Raw genomic sequence first — 15,366 nt, 5'->3', positions numbered from 1 at the left:
AAATGGTCGAAAATACGAATGTTAAAAAACTCACTGACAGCGACATCCGCGCGGTGTTTATCCGTTCCAACCTGTTTCAAGGCTCCTGGAACTTTGAACGTATGCAGGCACTCGGCTTCTGTTTTTCCATGGTGCCGGTAATTCGCCGTCTTTATCCTGAAAACTCAGAAGAGCGTAAACAGGCGATCAAGCGCCATCTGGAGTTCTTCAATACACAGCCCTTTGTTGCAGCTCCGATACTCGGCGTAACGATGGCAATGGAAGAGCAACGCGCTAATGGCGCGCCTATTGATGACGCGGCAATAAACGGCCTGAAAGTCGGGTTGATGGGGCCACTGGCTGGCGTCGGCGACCCGATATTCTGGGGTACCGCCCGTCCGGTGTTCGCTGCGCTGGGTGCCGGGATCGCCATGAGCGGCAGCCTGTTAGGGCCTGTCCTCTTCTTCCTCCTGTTCAATTTGGTTCGCCTGCTGGTGCGCTACTATGGCGTCGCTTACGGCTACCGTAAAGGGATCGATATCGTTAGCGATATGGGCGGCGGCTTCCTGCAAAAAATGACCGAGGCGGCGTCTATCCTCGGTTTGTTCGTTATGGGAGCCTTGGTCAATAAATGGACTCACGTCAACATTCCGATGGTGGTGTCGACAGTGACGAACCAGAATGGGGAAACCACGGTAACCACCGTTCAATCCATCCTCGATCAGCTCATGCCTGGGCTCGTTCCGCTACTGCTGACGTTTGGCTGCATGTGGCTATTGCGGCGTAAGGTGAACGCGCTGTGGTTGATTATGGGCTTCTTTGCCATCGGTATCTTCGGATATTGGATCGGTCTGCTCGGCGTGTAATGTTTATACTAGTCGGGCACAATGTGTGCCCGACTAGTCTTTATCAACGGAGACACAACGGACAGGGGAATACGGATGACGATGACAGATATCACGCTGGTGGGATTGATTGCTTTAGCACTGATTTATGCCATCTATGACGAATTCATCATGGATAAACTTAAAGGGAAAACACAACTTCTCATCCCCCTGAAGCGGATCAATCGACTCGACACGCTGATTTTTATCGGCTTAGTGGGTATTCTTATTTATCAAAATGTAGTGAGTAATGGCACTGTTATCACAACCTATCTTTTGATTTCGCTGGCCTTCATGGCATGCTATCTGGCCTATATTCGCCGCCCCAAACTGGTTTTTAAACCAACCGGTTTCTTTTATGCAAATATATTCATTCCTTATACCAAAATTAAGAATATGAATTTATCTGAGGATGGCGTATTGGTCATCGAGCTTGAAAAACGTCGCTTATTGATACAGGTTACACAGCTCGATGATTTAGAAAAAATATATAAATTTATGATTAACAATCAATGAAATGAAATTATCATTCAAATTATTTAAATAGTTCTCAATATACTCTCCCTATCTCGATGATAATTTAACCACAACAATCTTGACGTTATTTTATACGATTTTCATCCCTCACGAGTAAATGAAAATAATTATCAATTGCATTATTAACACTTAAAACTTTTGGTGTTGTTTGCAACCTAAATAATATGGTAAGGTTGCGCCGTCATTGGGGAGTAGCCGATTTCTGATTAGTAAACATTCAGAAATGCTCGTATCAACATACTCGTTCTATCTCCATATTATCGGAGCATAAAACGTGGTGCGGGCGGCCAAGCATGATTGGCAGGCGAGACCATAGACACGTAGTATCGTCATTCGGGTTGGGGATGATCTGCGTGTATATGGTTAATCGTCCAGCCGAGGCTATTTTACAATGAATACGTCAGCAACACTTATCCTAGCATTTGGCATGTCAATGGATGCCTTCGCCGCGTCAATCGGTAAAGGTGCCGTCCTGCATAATCCCCGTTTTCGTGATGCGATACGCACAGGCCTCATTTTTGGCGTTATTGAAGCAATTACTCCACTCATCGGTTGGGCGCTCGGTTTTTTTGCCAGCCAGTATATTCTCGAATGGGATCATTGGGTTGCTTTTACGCTGTTATTGATTCTCGGTGGCCGCATGGTCATTGAGGGGTTCAAGGGTTCTTCAGATTGTCGCTGCGAAAAAGTCAAAAACCATAGCCTTGCCCTGTTAATCTGCACAGCGATTGCCACAAGTCTGGATGCCATGGCAATTGGTGTCGGTTTAGCGTTTCTTCAGGTTAATATTTTCCATACCGCGATGGTCATTGGCTGTGCCACCATGATTATGGTTACGCTTGGGATGATGATTGGCCGCTATATCGGTCCGATTCTCGGTAAAAAAGCAGAAATTATGGGTGGATTGGTTCTGATTGGTATCGGCTGTAATATCTTGTATGAACACCTCGGCTACTCTGCTTGATAAAAACACATCGATAGCAACGGGCAGCCCGGCTATCATCACGCTGCCCGTTTTTACTCTTCCTGGTCACATGCCAGCATCGATCTCAACGCGCTGATGCAAACGGATAATAAAATCCGTTTCACAACTAAACTGCGTAGTTGCCTGCAACCGTTCGCTCACGTCAGGCGTGGCTCGCCAGGCAAAAGGCGTCATTTGCAATAATGCAGATGCCTCGTTTCCGGATAACTGCATCGGATACGCCAGCGTTTGCTGATCTATAAGTTGAAAGCCCGCGAGCACTTCATCTTTGCTTGGATGCAATAGCACCTCATCGTAGACTTCCGCCTTTAACTGATAAAGATGTCGTGGTCCTGGGGACACCGTCACCACCCAGCCGCCAATCTTAACCGTACGCTGTAATTCGGCGTCATTACATGGCGCATAGATTTTCACCACAGCATCAAGGGATGCGTCGTGAAAAGGTAGCCGCTGGCTGGATGCAACGCAAAACTCAACGTGATCATACCGCTTTGCAGCACGTTGAATCGCTGCTTTGGAAACATCCAGTCCGTATATCGCCATCGCCTTGCGCGATATGAGACGATGGGCCAATTCTGCGGTGTAATACCCTTCGCCACAGCCGATATCCAGCAGTGCTGACGCGTCATCCGGCACAAGATTATCAATATGCTGTGCAACAGCATCGCGTAGCGGTTGATAGTGACCGGCTTCCAGAAAACTGCGCCTGGCTTGCATCATTTCAGCGCTATCACCGGGCTGTTTTGAGCGCTTAAACTGTACTGGCAACAGGTTAACGTACCCTTCTTTCGCACAGTCAAAGCTATGTTTACCACACGTCCATTGCCGCGGGTGTCGCTCCAGAGGTAACTGGCATAGCGGACACTGATAACTCATCGGCACATTTTCCTCATTAAACACGTCTTCATTGCATTACAGGTGCAGATAAAACGCAGACAACAAAAAACCCGCACCATGGCGGGTTTTGCAACAGAGCTGTAAAATTACAGCGCAGTGACGTTTACTGCAGAAGGACCTTTCTGGCCATCCTGAATTTCGAACTCTACGTTCTGGCCTTCAGCCAGAGTTTTGAAGCCGTTGCCTTGAATTGCAGAGAAGTGTACGAATACATCTTTGCTGCCGTCAGCAGGAGTGATGAAACCAAAGCCTTTAGACTCGTTGAACCACTTAACCTGACCTTTAATCTTTGCCATTTCAAATATTTCCTTTAATTGTTTAAACCGCCCAAAAGGCGTTATACAGACAAACCAAAGTCGTTACTGCTTGAGGCACTAAGATAAGGATCGGCAGAGAAGTAGCATGCAACGCTAAAGGTTGTACCTAAGTCTTCTTTACTGAAAATGCCATTCATATACAGAACTGTACCTCGTTTTACCCAGAAGCGTTATTACACACTATGCAAACGATGGCAAGGCCTTTTTTACCAGTCATGGACACGCCGCACAAATTCACATCATCACTGATTCATTAATACACGATAGCGCACATTGACGCCTATATTAACAAGCCAGTTCTGACATTACACAATAAGTACATTTCAGATTTTATTACGCACAAAATACGCGACAAACGTCGCATTTCTGGCACAGCAGACCAACAGTCATAACAAAAAGCTATAATTAGCCTTCTACCATCAAGAGAGATTGAACATTAACGAGAAGCGTGACTCACATCAGTTACGCTTATATCAATGTTTAAAATCAATTATCATTTTTATGCTATCTATATCCTTTGCATTAATTCATTACATAATAGATATTATCTAGTTTCTCGTTGTACCAGAAATTAACTTGTTTGAACCAGCAGAACTAATAATGCCACCAGGAAAGTCAATAAAAATACACTCGCCAATTTCCAGCGTCGCTCTGATTTTGTGCTCATACAATTCACAGTCCTTTCATATAAAAATAGAGACATCTTTCACATTCTTTATGGTTTATCGGCAGCCACCACGATATTTTTAAGGTTACTTCAGATTTTTCCCTTTTTCTGGCGTAAATTTAACCATGTGTATATCTATGTATAGCCACACGACAGTTCGCCCTCGTTACCGTTAGACTTTCATTGTAACCTTAAGTACGATTCATTAAATTAAAGCAACAGTTTTGTTACAAAAGGAGCATAATGCGTTCCTTATCTGCACAAGTACATACGACAAGCCAGCGAACAGCGATTGCTTGTCTCATGAGCCCCCCTCGATTACTAACCCTCCGCGCTTTTTTGCCCCTTGACTTAAATGATATTGATAATTATTCTCAAATAACATTTTCACGGTTTGTAAGGATATCTGCATGATTGGTTTTCACGCCCCTTTATCTGCCTTGTTCCGCCGCATTGCGCTACCGTGCGCCTTACTGCTTTTAGCCAGCACATCCGCGCAGGCGGCTGAAAAACTAAAAGTAATCACTACCTTTACCATTATTCAGGATATCGCACAAAACATAGCAGGTGATGCCGCAACCGTCGAATCCATCACCAAACCGGGTGCAGAGATTCATGATTATCAACCGACGCCACGCGATATTGTTAAAACACAGTCTGCACAGTTGGTGCTGTGGAATGGTATGAACCTTGAGCGCTGGTTCACGCGCTTTTTCGAAAATGTAAAAAACGTGCCCGCCGTCGTAGTGACGGAAGGTATCACCCCCCTCCCTATTCGCGAGGGTGCCTATAATGGCAATCCAAATCCGCATGCCTGGATGTCCCCTTCCAATGCGTTAATCTATATTGAGAATATCCGCAAAGGTCTGGTTCAAGCCGATCCTGCCAATGCGGAGACATATAACCGTAACGCCAAGGCCTATGCTGAAAAAATTAAGGCTCTCGATGCACCACTGCGTGAACGCCTCTCCCGTATCCCTGAGCAGCAGCGGTGGTTAGTCACCAGCGAAGGCGCATTCAGCTATTTGGCGAAAGATTATCAATTTAGTGAAGTCTATCTCTGGCCAATCAACGCTGATGAACAAGGTTCACCACAACAGGTGCGCCGAGTGATTGATACCGTACGTGAAAAGGCGATTCCTGTTGTGTTCAGTGAAAGCACCATTTCCGATAAGCCAGCAAAACAGGTCAGCAAAGAAACGGGCGCGAAATATGGCGGCGTGCTGTATGTTGATTCACTGTCGACAGAAAAAGGTCCTGTGCCAACTTACATCGACCTGTTACAAGTGACGGTGGAAACCATCGCGAAAGGATTTAATCAATGAGTGGTGATCGAGCAGGACAATCATTAGAAGTCAATGATGTTTCGGTTACTTACAGCAACGGGCATCAGGCTATTCGCCACGCCTCTTTTTCTCTGACAGGCGGTACGATTTGCGCCTTAGTCGGCGTAAATGGCAGTGGGAAATCCACGTTGTTCAAAAGTATCATGGGATTAGTCAAGCCAACCTCAGGACAGGTTCTGCTCAATCAGCAGCCCATCTACCAGGCACTGAAACAAAATCTGGTGGCCTACGTTCCGCAAACAGAAGACGTCGACTGGAATTTTCCCGTTCTGGTTGCCGACGTGGTCATGATGGGACGCTACGGACGGATGAACTTCCTACGTATACCCAGTAAACAAGATCGCGCCATTGTAGCAGAGTCATTGGAGCGCGTCGGGCTGTCGACGCTGCAACATCGCCAAATTGGGGAGTTGTCCGGCGGCCAGAAAAAACGGGTCTTTCTGGCCCGTGCGCTGGCTCAACAAGGCAGTGTTTTACTGCTGGATGAGCCTTTTACGGGGGTAGACGTCAAAACAGAGAATGCCATCATCGAGCTACTTCGCACTCTGCGCGATGAAGGGCATTTGATTCTGGTGGCAACCCATAACCTCGGCAGCGTTCCAGAATTTTGCGACAATGTTATTTTGGTCAATCGCACTGTGTTAGCCGCTGGACCGACGCACAGCACCTTTACCCAAAGTAATTTGGAGAAAACGTTCGGGGGCGTCCTGCGGCATATCAACCTCGGGGGATCTCATCTTCACGATGACGATGACGTTCGCTCAGTGACCGTATTGACTGACGATGAACGTCCGGCAGTGTTCTATGGTTCGACTAAAAGTGACCCTCCTGCATCACGCACGATACCGGAGGAGAAAAAGCCCTGATGATCGATATCCTGCTACAGCCATTCAGCTATAACTACATGGTCAAAGCGATCTGGGTCAGCGCCATTGTCGGTGGCGTGTGCGCTTTTCTTTCGGCGTACCTGATGCTGAAAGGTTGGTCGCTGATGGGGGATGCACTCTCACATTCCGTCGTCCCAGGCGTCGCAGGTGCCTATGCCTTGGGCCTGCCCTACGCTGCCGGCGCATTTTTTACTGGTATGCTAGCCGCGCTGGCGATGACCCTGATTCGTCACATTACCCGATTGCGCGAAGATGCGATTATCGGCTTTATTTTCTCAACGTTTTTCGCTGTCGGTCTGCTGATTATTTCCCTCAATCCAACATCCGTTAACGTGCAATCCATCATTTTCGGTAATATTTTGGGGATTGCCGACGAAGATATTCTGCAAGTTGAGATCATCATTGGCGTGACGTTCGTGATTCTCTGTTTACTGTGGAAGGATTTACTGGCCGTGTTTTTTGATGAGAACCATGCGCGTTCGATTGGCCTTTCTCCGCTGAAGCTGAAAATCCTCTTTTTTACGCTGCTAAGCGCCTGTACTGTCGCCGCATTGCAAACCGTCGGCGCGATTTTGGTTATCGCGATGGTGATTACGCCGGGGGCCACGGCTTACCTGCTTACTGACCGGTTTGGTCGTCTGGTTGTGATTTCCATTGTGCTCGGCGCACTAACCAGTGCGGTGGGAGCCTATTTGAGCTTTTTCCTTGATGGCGCGACGGGCGGTGTGATTGTCACGTTGCAAACCGTTGTCTTCCTGTTGGCGTTTGTCTTTGCTCCTAAGCATGGGTTGCTGGCATCACGCCGTCTGCGATTACGCGATCAATCAGGAGATGCTTTATGATGCTAATTAGCTGGCTAACCGACCCCCTCTCTTATCCGTTCATGCAGCGAGCATTACTCGCCGCCGTCGTCACGGGTACGGTTTGCGCAGTATTATCCTGCTATCTGGTGTTGAAAGGCTGGTCGCTAATGGGTGATGCCATTTCGCACGCCGTGTTGCCTGGTATCGTTGTCGCGTTTCTACTGGGGATTCCGCTGGTCATCGGCGCTTTTGTTTCCGGTATTTTCTGTGCGATAGCGACGGGATATGTAAAAGAGCACAGCCGAGTCAAAGAAGATACGGTAATGGGGATCATTTTTTCCGGCATGTTTGCGCTGGGGCTCGTCATGTTTGCGCGTATCGATACCGATCAGCACCTGAACCATATTTTGTTTGGTAACGTGCTAGGCATCACTCAGCAAGAACTGACGCAAATATTACTGATTGCAGGGGTGACATTGGCCGTCATCTTGTTAAAACGGCGAGATTTCATGCTGTACTGCTTCGATCCCAATCATGCCCGCGTCATTGGCCTACCCGTTAAGCTACTGCACTACGGATTACTGAGCCTGCTGGCAATGACCATCGTCGCATCATTACAGGCCGTCGGCGTTATTTTGGTGATCGCGATGCTGATTGCGCCTGGAATCATTGCTTTTATGGTCTGCAAGCGCTTCGATTATATGGTTCTTGTTGCCACACTGGTTTCCGTCATTTCCTGTATTGCTGGCACCCTGATCAGTTTTTACATCGATGGAGCGACCGGTCCTTGCATCGTCATCGTTCAAGCGCTGTTCTTCACATTAGCCCTAACTTACCACCAGCTCAAACTACGCCGTCAGGCAGCATCCCAGATTGTCACTAATGCGCTGTAGTGCTTTGCTTCTCTGCCCCAACCTGGCGTAACCGGAACGCAACTGCCGGTTACGCCATTATCTAACGGATTGTTCGTCATCCTAACGTCGTTATTTTTAATTCCGACTATACTTGTCTCTCGCATCTCTACCTATCGGTTATCACTGTGCTGTATACCTGTAATACTGCAAGCTGCATGTGCGTTGGCTGCGTTCACTCACCCGAATTATTTGAGGTATAGATTCCATTTTTATTGTGCTCAATGGGTTACCGTAAACGAATCACCCCAGTGAACAGCAGGGTATCGGCAACATCAACGGGAGGATGACCTTATGTGGCAAGCTATCAGCCGACTTTTGGAAGAGCATCACGGTGCAGCGGAGATTCAGGAACATCGCGAATTGTCCGGCGGTGAAATACATCCAGCCTGGTACGTCCGCTACGGCGAGCATGACGTCTTCGTAAAATGCGATAGCCGTGAAATGCTAGCCAAGTTCACCGCTGAAGCCGATCAGCTTCACTTACTGAGCCGCAGTAATACCGTGCGCGTACCCGCCGTCTACGGTGTCGGCAGTTCACGCGATCACAGCTTCCTGCTTCTACAATATCTGCCTGTCAAACCGTTGGATGCCCACAGCGCGTGGTGTCTGGGCGAACAGTTAGCACGCCTGCACCAGTGGAGCGATCAACCGCAGTTTGGGCTGGATTTTGATAATGACCTCTCGACAACGCCGCAACCAAACAGCTGGCAGCGGCGCTGGGCGACCTTTTTTGCCGAACAGCGTATTGGGTGGCAGTTACAACTGGCGGCAGAAAAAGGAATGCATTTTGGTCACGTTGAAACGCTGATCGCGCGCGTTGAGGAACGTCTGGCTGGGCACCAGCCCCAACCATCACTCTTGCACGGCGACCTGTGGCCAGATAATTGTGCAAATAGCCAGGATGGTAGTTATTTGTTCGATCCGGCCTGCTATTGGGGGGACAGAGAGTGTGATTTAGCGATGCTGCCACGCTATCCCGCGCTACCGGCGCAGATTTATGATGGCTACCAGAGTGTATGGCCGCTGGATAAAGGCTTTATCGAGCGCCAACCCATTTACCAGATTTACTATCTGCTTAACCGCGCCAATCTTTTCGGTGGCAAACATATTGTTGAAGCGCAGCAGCTCATCGAACGGCAGCTTTTGATTTAAGGCGAGGTGTTTACTCAAAGCCTGAATGTTTAATCTAAGCCAGGAAAGAGGTTTCAGCGTCTGGCGCACTCTCTGCGCCAGAGCGTTACTCAGACTGGCAATCCTAATAAACGCAACGCCAGGTAACCAATACCCGCGATAATGAGCGGCAGAACATAAAGCGGGAAAAATTGCACAAATATTGTATGCGTAGGAACAATGACACGTGACTCCAGAGTCTCACGCGTGTTCCCCCCCTCTCCCTTCATTTTTTCCAGAATGAGTTGATCCTCAATGCCTTCCTTAATTGCCTTCGCCTGACGAGACATCCTGGCACCCGAAACCTGCAACGCAAGACCAATAAAAATCAGGATGTAGATCAACCAAAACATCAGCGTAGCTGCACTGAAAAAGCGCGTAAAATCCGGAATTGGCGAGTTGAACCAAAAAATGTTCAGGAAAGGCGTATTAAAGCGCACCATATCGATCATTAAATGCAGAAAATCCAGCAGTACAGCATCGATACCCTGTTTTTTCTGGGTATAGGCGTAGAGATAGTTAGCCAGCGAGACGAAAGTTGAAAGCAGCGCGGGGATAAAAAGTATCCATCCAGCAAGGCGTTTAACCACGGCAATACGGCCAGCCTGTTGATACGTCATGAGAACCCCTTCTTAGCGACGCAACATCGATAATATATCGTTTTAGTACGACGGGTAGCCTACTGTAAGTTTACGTGCAGTCAATACTTTATCTCCCACACCGCCAGATAAGCCACAATAGCAATTTGTCACCCACTCTGCTTCAAGTTACCTGTGCTGGCGATGACTCAGCCCTTGCATGAACCGCGCCTTGTTCAAAGGGCTAGTGTTTTATCCTGCCACTCGACTTATTAGGGTATAGTTTATCACTAAACACTCTTTTTCTTTGCTGACGGAGCCCGTGGTATGTCCTTTGATTCTTCTATACGAGCGGCGATTTTCGATATGGATGGCCTGCTGATTGATTCAGAACCACTGTGGGATAAAGCAGAGCTGGAGGTTATCGCTTCGCTAGGCGTCGATATCTCACTACGAGAGTCAATGAAAGATACGCTGGGCTTACGCATCGATATGGTGGTCGAACTTTGGTATCAACGCTCTCCCTGGGCGGCACCTGGTCGAGATGAAGTTGTTCGTCGCATTATTGATCGCGCCATCGAACTCGTTGCTGAGCAGCGACCTCTCCTGCCCGGCGTAGAACATGCTCTGCAACTGTGTCGTAGGCTGGATCTTAAAATTGGACTGGCTTCCGCTTCACCGCTCCACATGCAACAGCAGGTGCTGCGCATGTTTAACCTGGATCACTACTTTGATGTACTGATGTCAGCCGAGACACTGCCTTATAGCAAACCTCATCCCGAAGTGTATTTAAATGCAGCACACGGACTCGGCGTTTCTCCCGCACAATGCGTTACGCTGGAAGATTCGGTGAATGGCATGATTGCAACCAAAGCGGCGCGTATGCGCTCCATCGTTATTCCACAGACTGAATTTCGTGCTGACGCACGCTGGGTGTTGGCCGACTATAAGCTGGACTCACTGAATCAACTGACTGCTGAGCATTTGGTATAGGGGCAGCAAAGTAGAAGAGTAGAACGGTAGGAATCGCGGGATATTGCGAAAGCGTGGCCGACTATATAATACCGGCCACGCGTTGAGGCATTACAGGAAATCAGCTCGCTTAGGCGAGAAAGCATCGATCAGAACGCTGCCGTCTTCCAGCGCAACTACGCCATGCATTTCGGGTTTCACCGCCAGATAAGCGTCGCCTGCTTTCAGGATACGTTTATCACCTTCGATCTCCACTTCAAAGCTGCCAGCAGCAACATAAGCAATCTGATCGTGAATTTCATGGAAGTGCGGCGTACCAATCGCACCTTTATCAAAGTGCACGTAAACCATCATCAGCTCATCGCTCCACGTCATGATTTTACGTTTAATGCCACCGCCCAGCTCTTCCCATGGCGTTTCATCATCAATAAAGTATCTTCTCATCATCATCTCTCCTCTAACGCTTTTATTGCCCATACCTTCTATTGCGCCAACAAACTATGCACGACAACGAGTGTATGACTATGGATTGCGACATTTTAGCCACATCAGTACCAGAAGAAACATAAAATAAGCAAAACCATGACGGCCCTCAAGAAATAAATAAAACATTATTTCATTTTTATTGAATTCACATCCCATCCAAACTATCATCCCGCATAACAAGAAAGAACCGGGCATGTTGAGGAATAGGTGACGTTGTCACTGCCACGCAACATCATCTGTTTCGCCCGGCGCTTTCGCCAGGAACGATTCCTGTTTCAGGAACAACGCCTGATTTTTGTTTTTCTCTGAAAGAGAGGCTAAGAAATGCAAGTTCGTCAAAGCATTCACAGCGATCATGCGAAGCAGCTAGATACCGCTGGCCTGCGTCGTGAATTTCTTATCGAACAGATTTTTTCTGCCGATGCCTACACGATGACCTATAGCCACATCGACCGGATCATCGTCGGTGGCATCATGCCTGTACACAGTGCTGTGGCAATTGGCACTGAAGTAGGCAAGCAACTCGGCGTCAGCTATTTCCTTGAGCGTCGCGAACTCGGTGCCATCAACATTGGTGGGGCGGGCATCGTAACTATCGATGGGAAACGCTACGACGTAGGTAATGAAGAAGCCATCTATGTGGGTATGGGTGTGCAAAATGTGCAGTTCACCAGCGTCGATGCGGCTAACCCAGCCAAATTCTACTACAACAGTGCGCCAGCACATACCGCATACCCTACTCGCAAGATTACCCAAGCTGACGCATCGCCACAAACCGTGGGAGAGGATGCCAGCTGTAATCGTCGCACAATTAACAAATACATTGTTCCTGATGTATTGCCGACCTGCCAGCTCACAATGGGGTTAACCAAGCTGGCTGAAGGCAGCCTGTGGAATACCATGCCTTGTCATACGCATGAGCGCCGGATGGAAGTCTATTTCTATTTCGATATGGATGAAGAAACGGCCGTTTTTCACATGATGGGGCAGCCACAGGAAACCCGTCACATAGTTATAAAAAACGAGCAGGCGGTGATTTCACCGAGCTGGTCAATTCATTCCGGTGTTGGCACCAGACGCTACACCTTTATCTGGGGCATGGTTGGCGAAAATCAAGTTTTCGATGACATGGATCACGTCAAGGTTAGCGAGTTACGTTAATCGCTTTCAACCGGAATTACCGGCGTTCCCTACAGTAACAGCTAACGACTAAGTATTGTCGCTTACAGAGAGATTATAGATATGATTTTAAATTCTTTTGATTTGCAAGGTAAAGTTGCTCTTATCACTGGTTGTGATACCGGTTTGGGTCAGGGTATGGCTATCGGTCTGGCACAAGCAGGCTGTGATATCGTCGGCGTCAACATCGTTGAACCGAAAGACACCATCGAAAAAGTCACAGCACTGGGACGTCGTTTCCTCAGCCTGACTGCTGACATGAGCAATGTATCTGGCCATGCCGAACTGGTAGAAAAAGCCGTTGCTGAATTTGGCCACGTTGACATTCTGGTCAACAACGCCGGTATCATTCGTCGCGAAGATGCTATCGAGTTCAGCGAGAAAAACTGGGACGACGTCATGAACCTGAACATTAAGAGCGTTTTCTTTATGTCTCAGACCGTTGCGCGCCAGTTCATCAAACAAGGTAAAGGCGGCAAGATCATCAACATCGCTTCTATGCTGTCCTTCCAGGGCGGTATCCGCGTGCCTTCTTACACCGCATCAAAAAGCGCCGTTATGGGTGTGACCCGTCTGTTGGCTAACGAATGGGCAAAACACGGCATCAACGTCAACGCGATTGCTCCAGGATACATGGCTACCAACAATACCCAGCAACTGCGCGCCGATGAAGACCGCAGCAAAGAAATTCTGGATCGTATCCCCGCTGGCCGTTGGGGTTTACCACAGGATCTGATGGGTCCATCCGTCTTCCTGGCATCCAGCGCATCTGACTACATCAATGGCTACACGATTGCCGTTGACGGTGGCTGGTTGGCTCGCTAAGTGTAATTTTTCTTAGCGGCATTTCGCCAATCTGCGATAAAAAGCACAATTTCGGTTGTGCTTTTTATTTATTTTTCAATTTGTTATTTCGTTTTTCATCATTCTTTTTCCTGCCAAAATCCTTTCTTAAAAAAAATCAAAACAACGTTCCGACTTTGATCACACTTTCGAGATTGCGTGCATGACGACAAGGTTAATAGCGCAATATAATCAATCAAAACAGTGTTTCTATTTATAAGGAACTGTTCCACGGTTCCATAAGAAGGTACTCCATGAGTATTTTTGAAAACTTATACACCAGCAGGAAATCGCAGCTCGACGAATGGGTTGCAGCACTTGATAGCCACATAGCTTGCGTACGGGATAAAGGTCGCAGCCAGAGTCAACCTACGCCGTTATTGGCAGATGGCTTTGATGTGGAAAATTATGCGCCTGTAGTCTGGCAATTCCCTGATGGACATAGCGCACCTATTTCTAATTTTGCCAGCCAGCAGAATTGGCTAAGAACGCTGTGCGCTATGAGCGTCGTTACCGATGATGATAGTTATCAACAATACGCTATCGCACAAAGCGAATATTTTCTGGAACACTTTGTTGATAATAATAGCGGCCTGTTCTACTGGGGCGGCCATCGTTTTATTAATCTGGATACATTAGACGGCGAAGGCCCAGAATCCAAAGCTCAGGTGCATGAATTAAAGCATCACCTGCCTTATTATTCGCTATTGCATCGTGTTAATGCGGAAAAGACGCTGAATTTCTTTCAGGGCTTCTGGAACGCGCACGTTGAAAACTGGGAATCATTGGACTTGGGTCGCCATGGCGATTACAGCAAAAAACGCGATCCTAATGTGTTCCTGCATAACCGTCATGACGTCGTCGATCCAGCAAAGTGGCCTGCTCTGCCATTAACGAAAGGGTTGACGTTTGTTAACGCTGGCACTGATCTGATTTACGCCGCATTCAAATACGCAGAATACACGGGTGATAACCATGCCGCGGCTTGGGGTAAACACCTTTATCGCCAATATGTTCTGGCTCGCAACCCAGAAACCGGTATGCCGGTGTATCAGTTCAGCTCACCACAGCAACGCCAGCCCGTGCCGGAAGATGATAACCAGACACAATCCTGGTTTGGCGATCGTGCGCAACGCCAGTTTGGCCCAGAGTTCGGCGAAATTGCGCGTGAAGCCAATGTGCTGTTCCGTGATATGCGCCCACTGCTGATTGATAACCCACTGGCAATGCTGGATATCCTCCGTACCCAGCCTGATGCTGAAATGCTGGATTGGGTGATTTCTGGGTTAAAAAATTATTATCAGTATGCCTACGATGTCACTAGCAATACGCTGCGTCCAATGTGGAACAACGGTCAAGACATGACAGGTTACCGTTTTCAACGCGATGGCTATTACGGCAAAGCGGGAACAGAATTAAAACCGTTTGCATTAGAAGGCGATTATTTATTACCGCTGGTTCGTGCTTATCGTCTAAGCGGCGATGAAGACCTGTATGCACTGGTTAACACAATGCTGACGCGGCTGAACAAAGAAAATATTCAGCACATCGCCAGTCCAATGCTGTTGTTGACCGTTATTGAACTGGCCGATCACAAACAATCAGAATCCTGGGCACATTACGCCGCGCAGTTGGCGAGCGTTCTGTTTGAACAACACTTCCATCATGGCTTGTTTGTTCGCTCTGCACAGCATCGTTATGTTCGTCTGGATGATACTTATCCGCTGGCTTTACTGACTTTCGTTGCCGCTTGTCGCAACAAATTAAACGCTATTCCACCGTTCTTGACGCAAGGTGGATATGTTCACGGTGATTTTTGCGTTAACGGGGAAAATAGAATTGTTTATGACGTGGAGTTAATTTATCCAGAGTTATTAACGGCTTGATTTTATATTTTTTTTAATGATTCACAATTACAAATA

At 47.7% G+C, this 15,366-nt stretch carries 17 protein-coding genes; 12 read left to right on the top strand and 5 right to left on the bottom strand.

From position 1 onward, the window contains the following. Positions 1-2: 2 nt before the first annotated feature. The 3 genes from A6301_RS00795 (at position 3) to mntP (ending at position 2,364) form a co-directional block, all read left to right on the top strand. Complete coding sequence (locus A6301_RS00795; RefSeq protein ID WP_107170582.1) at positions 3-845, top strand: PTS mannose transporter subunit IID; 843 nt, start codon at positions 3-5, stop codon at positions 843-845. Positions 846-920: 75 nt separating this feature from the next. Then, positions 921-1,379, top strand: coding sequence for a DUF986 family protein (locus A6301_RS00790; RefSeq protein WP_234256880.1), 459 nt, complete (start codon positions 921-923; stop codon positions 1,377-1,379). 412 nt (positions 1,380-1,791) lie between these two features. Beyond that, a complete protein-coding gene (mntP, locus tag A6301_RS00785; protein ID WP_107170584.1) occupies positions 1,792-2,364 on the top strand; it encodes a manganese efflux pump MntP in 573 nt (190 codons plus the stop codon). A 66-nt stretch (positions 2,365-2,430) separates the two neighbouring features. Here the strand turns inward: mntP and rlmA are convergent, their stop codons facing one another. The 3 genes from rlmA to A6301_RS00770 all read right to left on the bottom strand — a co-directional run bounded on the left by rlmA (position 2,431) and on the right by A6301_RS00770 (position 3,736). Beyond that, positions 2,431-3,261, bottom strand: a complete 831-nt coding sequence (gene rlmA / locus A6301_RS00780) for a 23S rRNA (guanine(745)-N(1))-methyltransferase (RefSeq protein ID WP_234256879.1) — start codon at positions 3,259-3,261, stop codon at positions 2,431-2,433. A gap of 107 nt (positions 3,262-3,368) precedes the next feature. Further along, positions 3,369-3,578 carry a transcription antiterminator/RNA stability regulator CspE gene (gene cspE / locus A6301_RS00775; protein ID WP_005968829.1) on the bottom strand — a complete coding sequence of 70 codons (210 nt, stop codon included), beginning with the start codon at positions 3,576-3,578 and terminating at the stop codon, positions 3,369-3,371. A gap of 41 nt (positions 3,579-3,619) precedes the next feature. Continuing rightward, on the bottom strand, positions 3,620-3,736 hold the full coding sequence (locus A6301_RS00770; RefSeq protein WP_015730422.1) for a DUF2627 domain-containing protein: 117 nt from the start codon (positions 3,734-3,736) through the stop codon (positions 3,620-3,622). 940 nt (positions 3,737-4,676) lie between these two features. On the opposite strand from A6301_RS00770, the gene A6301_RS00765 reads away from it, so the two are divergent. The 5 genes from A6301_RS00765 (at position 4,677) to A6301_RS00745 (ending at position 9,368) form a co-directional block, all read left to right on the top strand. Further along, positions 4,677-5,591, top strand: a complete 915-nt coding sequence (locus tag A6301_RS00765) for a metal ABC transporter substrate-binding protein (protein WP_107170586.1) — start codon at positions 4,677-4,679, stop codon at positions 5,589-5,591. After that, positions 5,588-6,478 (top strand): manganese/iron ABC transporter ATP-binding protein, encoded by an 891-nt coding sequence (locus tag A6301_RS00760; protein WP_107170587.1) that lies wholly within the window; start codon positions 5,588-5,590, stop codon positions 6,476-6,478. Before A6301_RS00765 ends, A6301_RS00760 begins: the two co-directional genes overlap by 4 nt. Further along, positions 6,478-7,341, top strand: a complete 864-nt coding sequence (locus A6301_RS00755) for a metal ABC transporter permease (RefSeq protein ID WP_107170588.1) — start codon at positions 6,478-6,480, stop codon at positions 7,339-7,341. Before A6301_RS00760 ends, A6301_RS00755 begins: the two co-directional genes overlap by 1 nt. Further along, positions 7,338-8,195: a metal ABC transporter permease gene (locus A6301_RS00750; protein WP_107170589.1), complete on the top strand. Its 858-nt coding sequence runs from the start codon at positions 7,338-7,340 to the stop codon at positions 8,193-8,195. Before A6301_RS00755 ends, A6301_RS00750 begins: the two co-directional genes overlap by 4 nt. A gap of 312 nt (positions 8,196-8,507) precedes the next feature. Then, positions 8,508-9,368, top strand: a complete 861-nt coding sequence (locus A6301_RS00745; RefSeq protein ID WP_107170590.1) for a fructosamine kinase family protein — start codon at positions 8,508-8,510, stop codon at positions 9,366-9,368. Between the two features lie 89 nt (positions 9,369-9,457). Here A6301_RS00745 and A6301_RS00740 read toward each other — a convergent pair whose 3' ends face one another. Then, complete coding sequence (locus tag A6301_RS00740) at positions 9,458-10,006, bottom strand: YniB family protein (RefSeq protein WP_205542336.1); 549 nt, start codon at positions 10,004-10,006, stop codon at positions 9,458-9,460. A gap of 285 nt (positions 10,007-10,291) precedes the next feature. Here A6301_RS00740 and hxpB point away from each other — a divergent pair, with 285 nt between their 5' ends. After that, positions 10,292-10,957, top strand: a complete 666-nt coding sequence (hxpB, locus tag A6301_RS00735; RefSeq protein WP_215483844.1) for a hexitol phosphatase HxpB — start codon at positions 10,292-10,294, stop codon at positions 10,955-10,957. Between the two features lie 90 nt (positions 10,958-11,047). Here the strand turns inward: hxpB and A6301_RS00730 are convergent, their stop codons facing one another. Then, positions 11,048-11,380, bottom strand: coding sequence for a cupin domain-containing protein (locus A6301_RS00730; RefSeq protein ID WP_005968848.1), 333 nt, complete (start codon positions 11,378-11,380; stop codon positions 11,048-11,050). Positions 11,381-11,746: 366 nt separating this feature from the next. Between A6301_RS00730 and kduI the strand changes: the two genes are divergently transcribed. The 3 genes from kduI to pelW all read left to right on the top strand — a co-directional run bounded on the left by kduI (position 11,747) and on the right by pelW (position 15,330). Then, positions 11,747-12,583, top strand: a complete 837-nt coding sequence (gene kduI / locus A6301_RS00725) for a 5-dehydro-4-deoxy-D-glucuronate isomerase (RefSeq protein ID WP_215483845.1) — start codon at positions 11,747-11,749, stop codon at positions 12,581-12,583. An 81-nt stretch (positions 12,584-12,664) separates the two neighbouring features. Continuing rightward, positions 12,665-13,426 carry a 2-dehydro-3-deoxy-D-gluconate 5-dehydrogenase KduD gene (gene kduD, locus A6301_RS00720; protein WP_005968850.1) on the top strand — a complete coding sequence of 254 codons (762 nt, stop codon included), beginning with the start codon at positions 12,665-12,667 and terminating at the stop codon, positions 13,424-13,426. A gap of 272 nt (positions 13,427-13,698) precedes the next feature. Next, positions 13,699-15,330 carry a pectate disaccharide-lyase PelW gene (gene pelW / locus A6301_RS00715; RefSeq protein WP_234256878.1) on the top strand — a complete coding sequence of 544 codons (1,632 nt, stop codon included), beginning with the start codon at positions 13,699-13,701 and terminating at the stop codon, positions 15,328-15,330. Positions 15,331-15,366: the final 36 nt, after the last annotated feature.

Origin of the sequence: Pectobacterium sp. IFB5596, from assembly GCF_021432585.1 — a bacterium.
GTDB classification, from domain to species: Bacteria; Pseudomonadota; Gammaproteobacteria; order Enterobacterales; family Enterobacteriaceae; genus Pectobacterium; species Pectobacterium punjabense.
The sequence above is the reverse complement of the archived record's forward strand: the minus strand, read 5'-3'. Positions and strand labels throughout refer to the sequence as shown.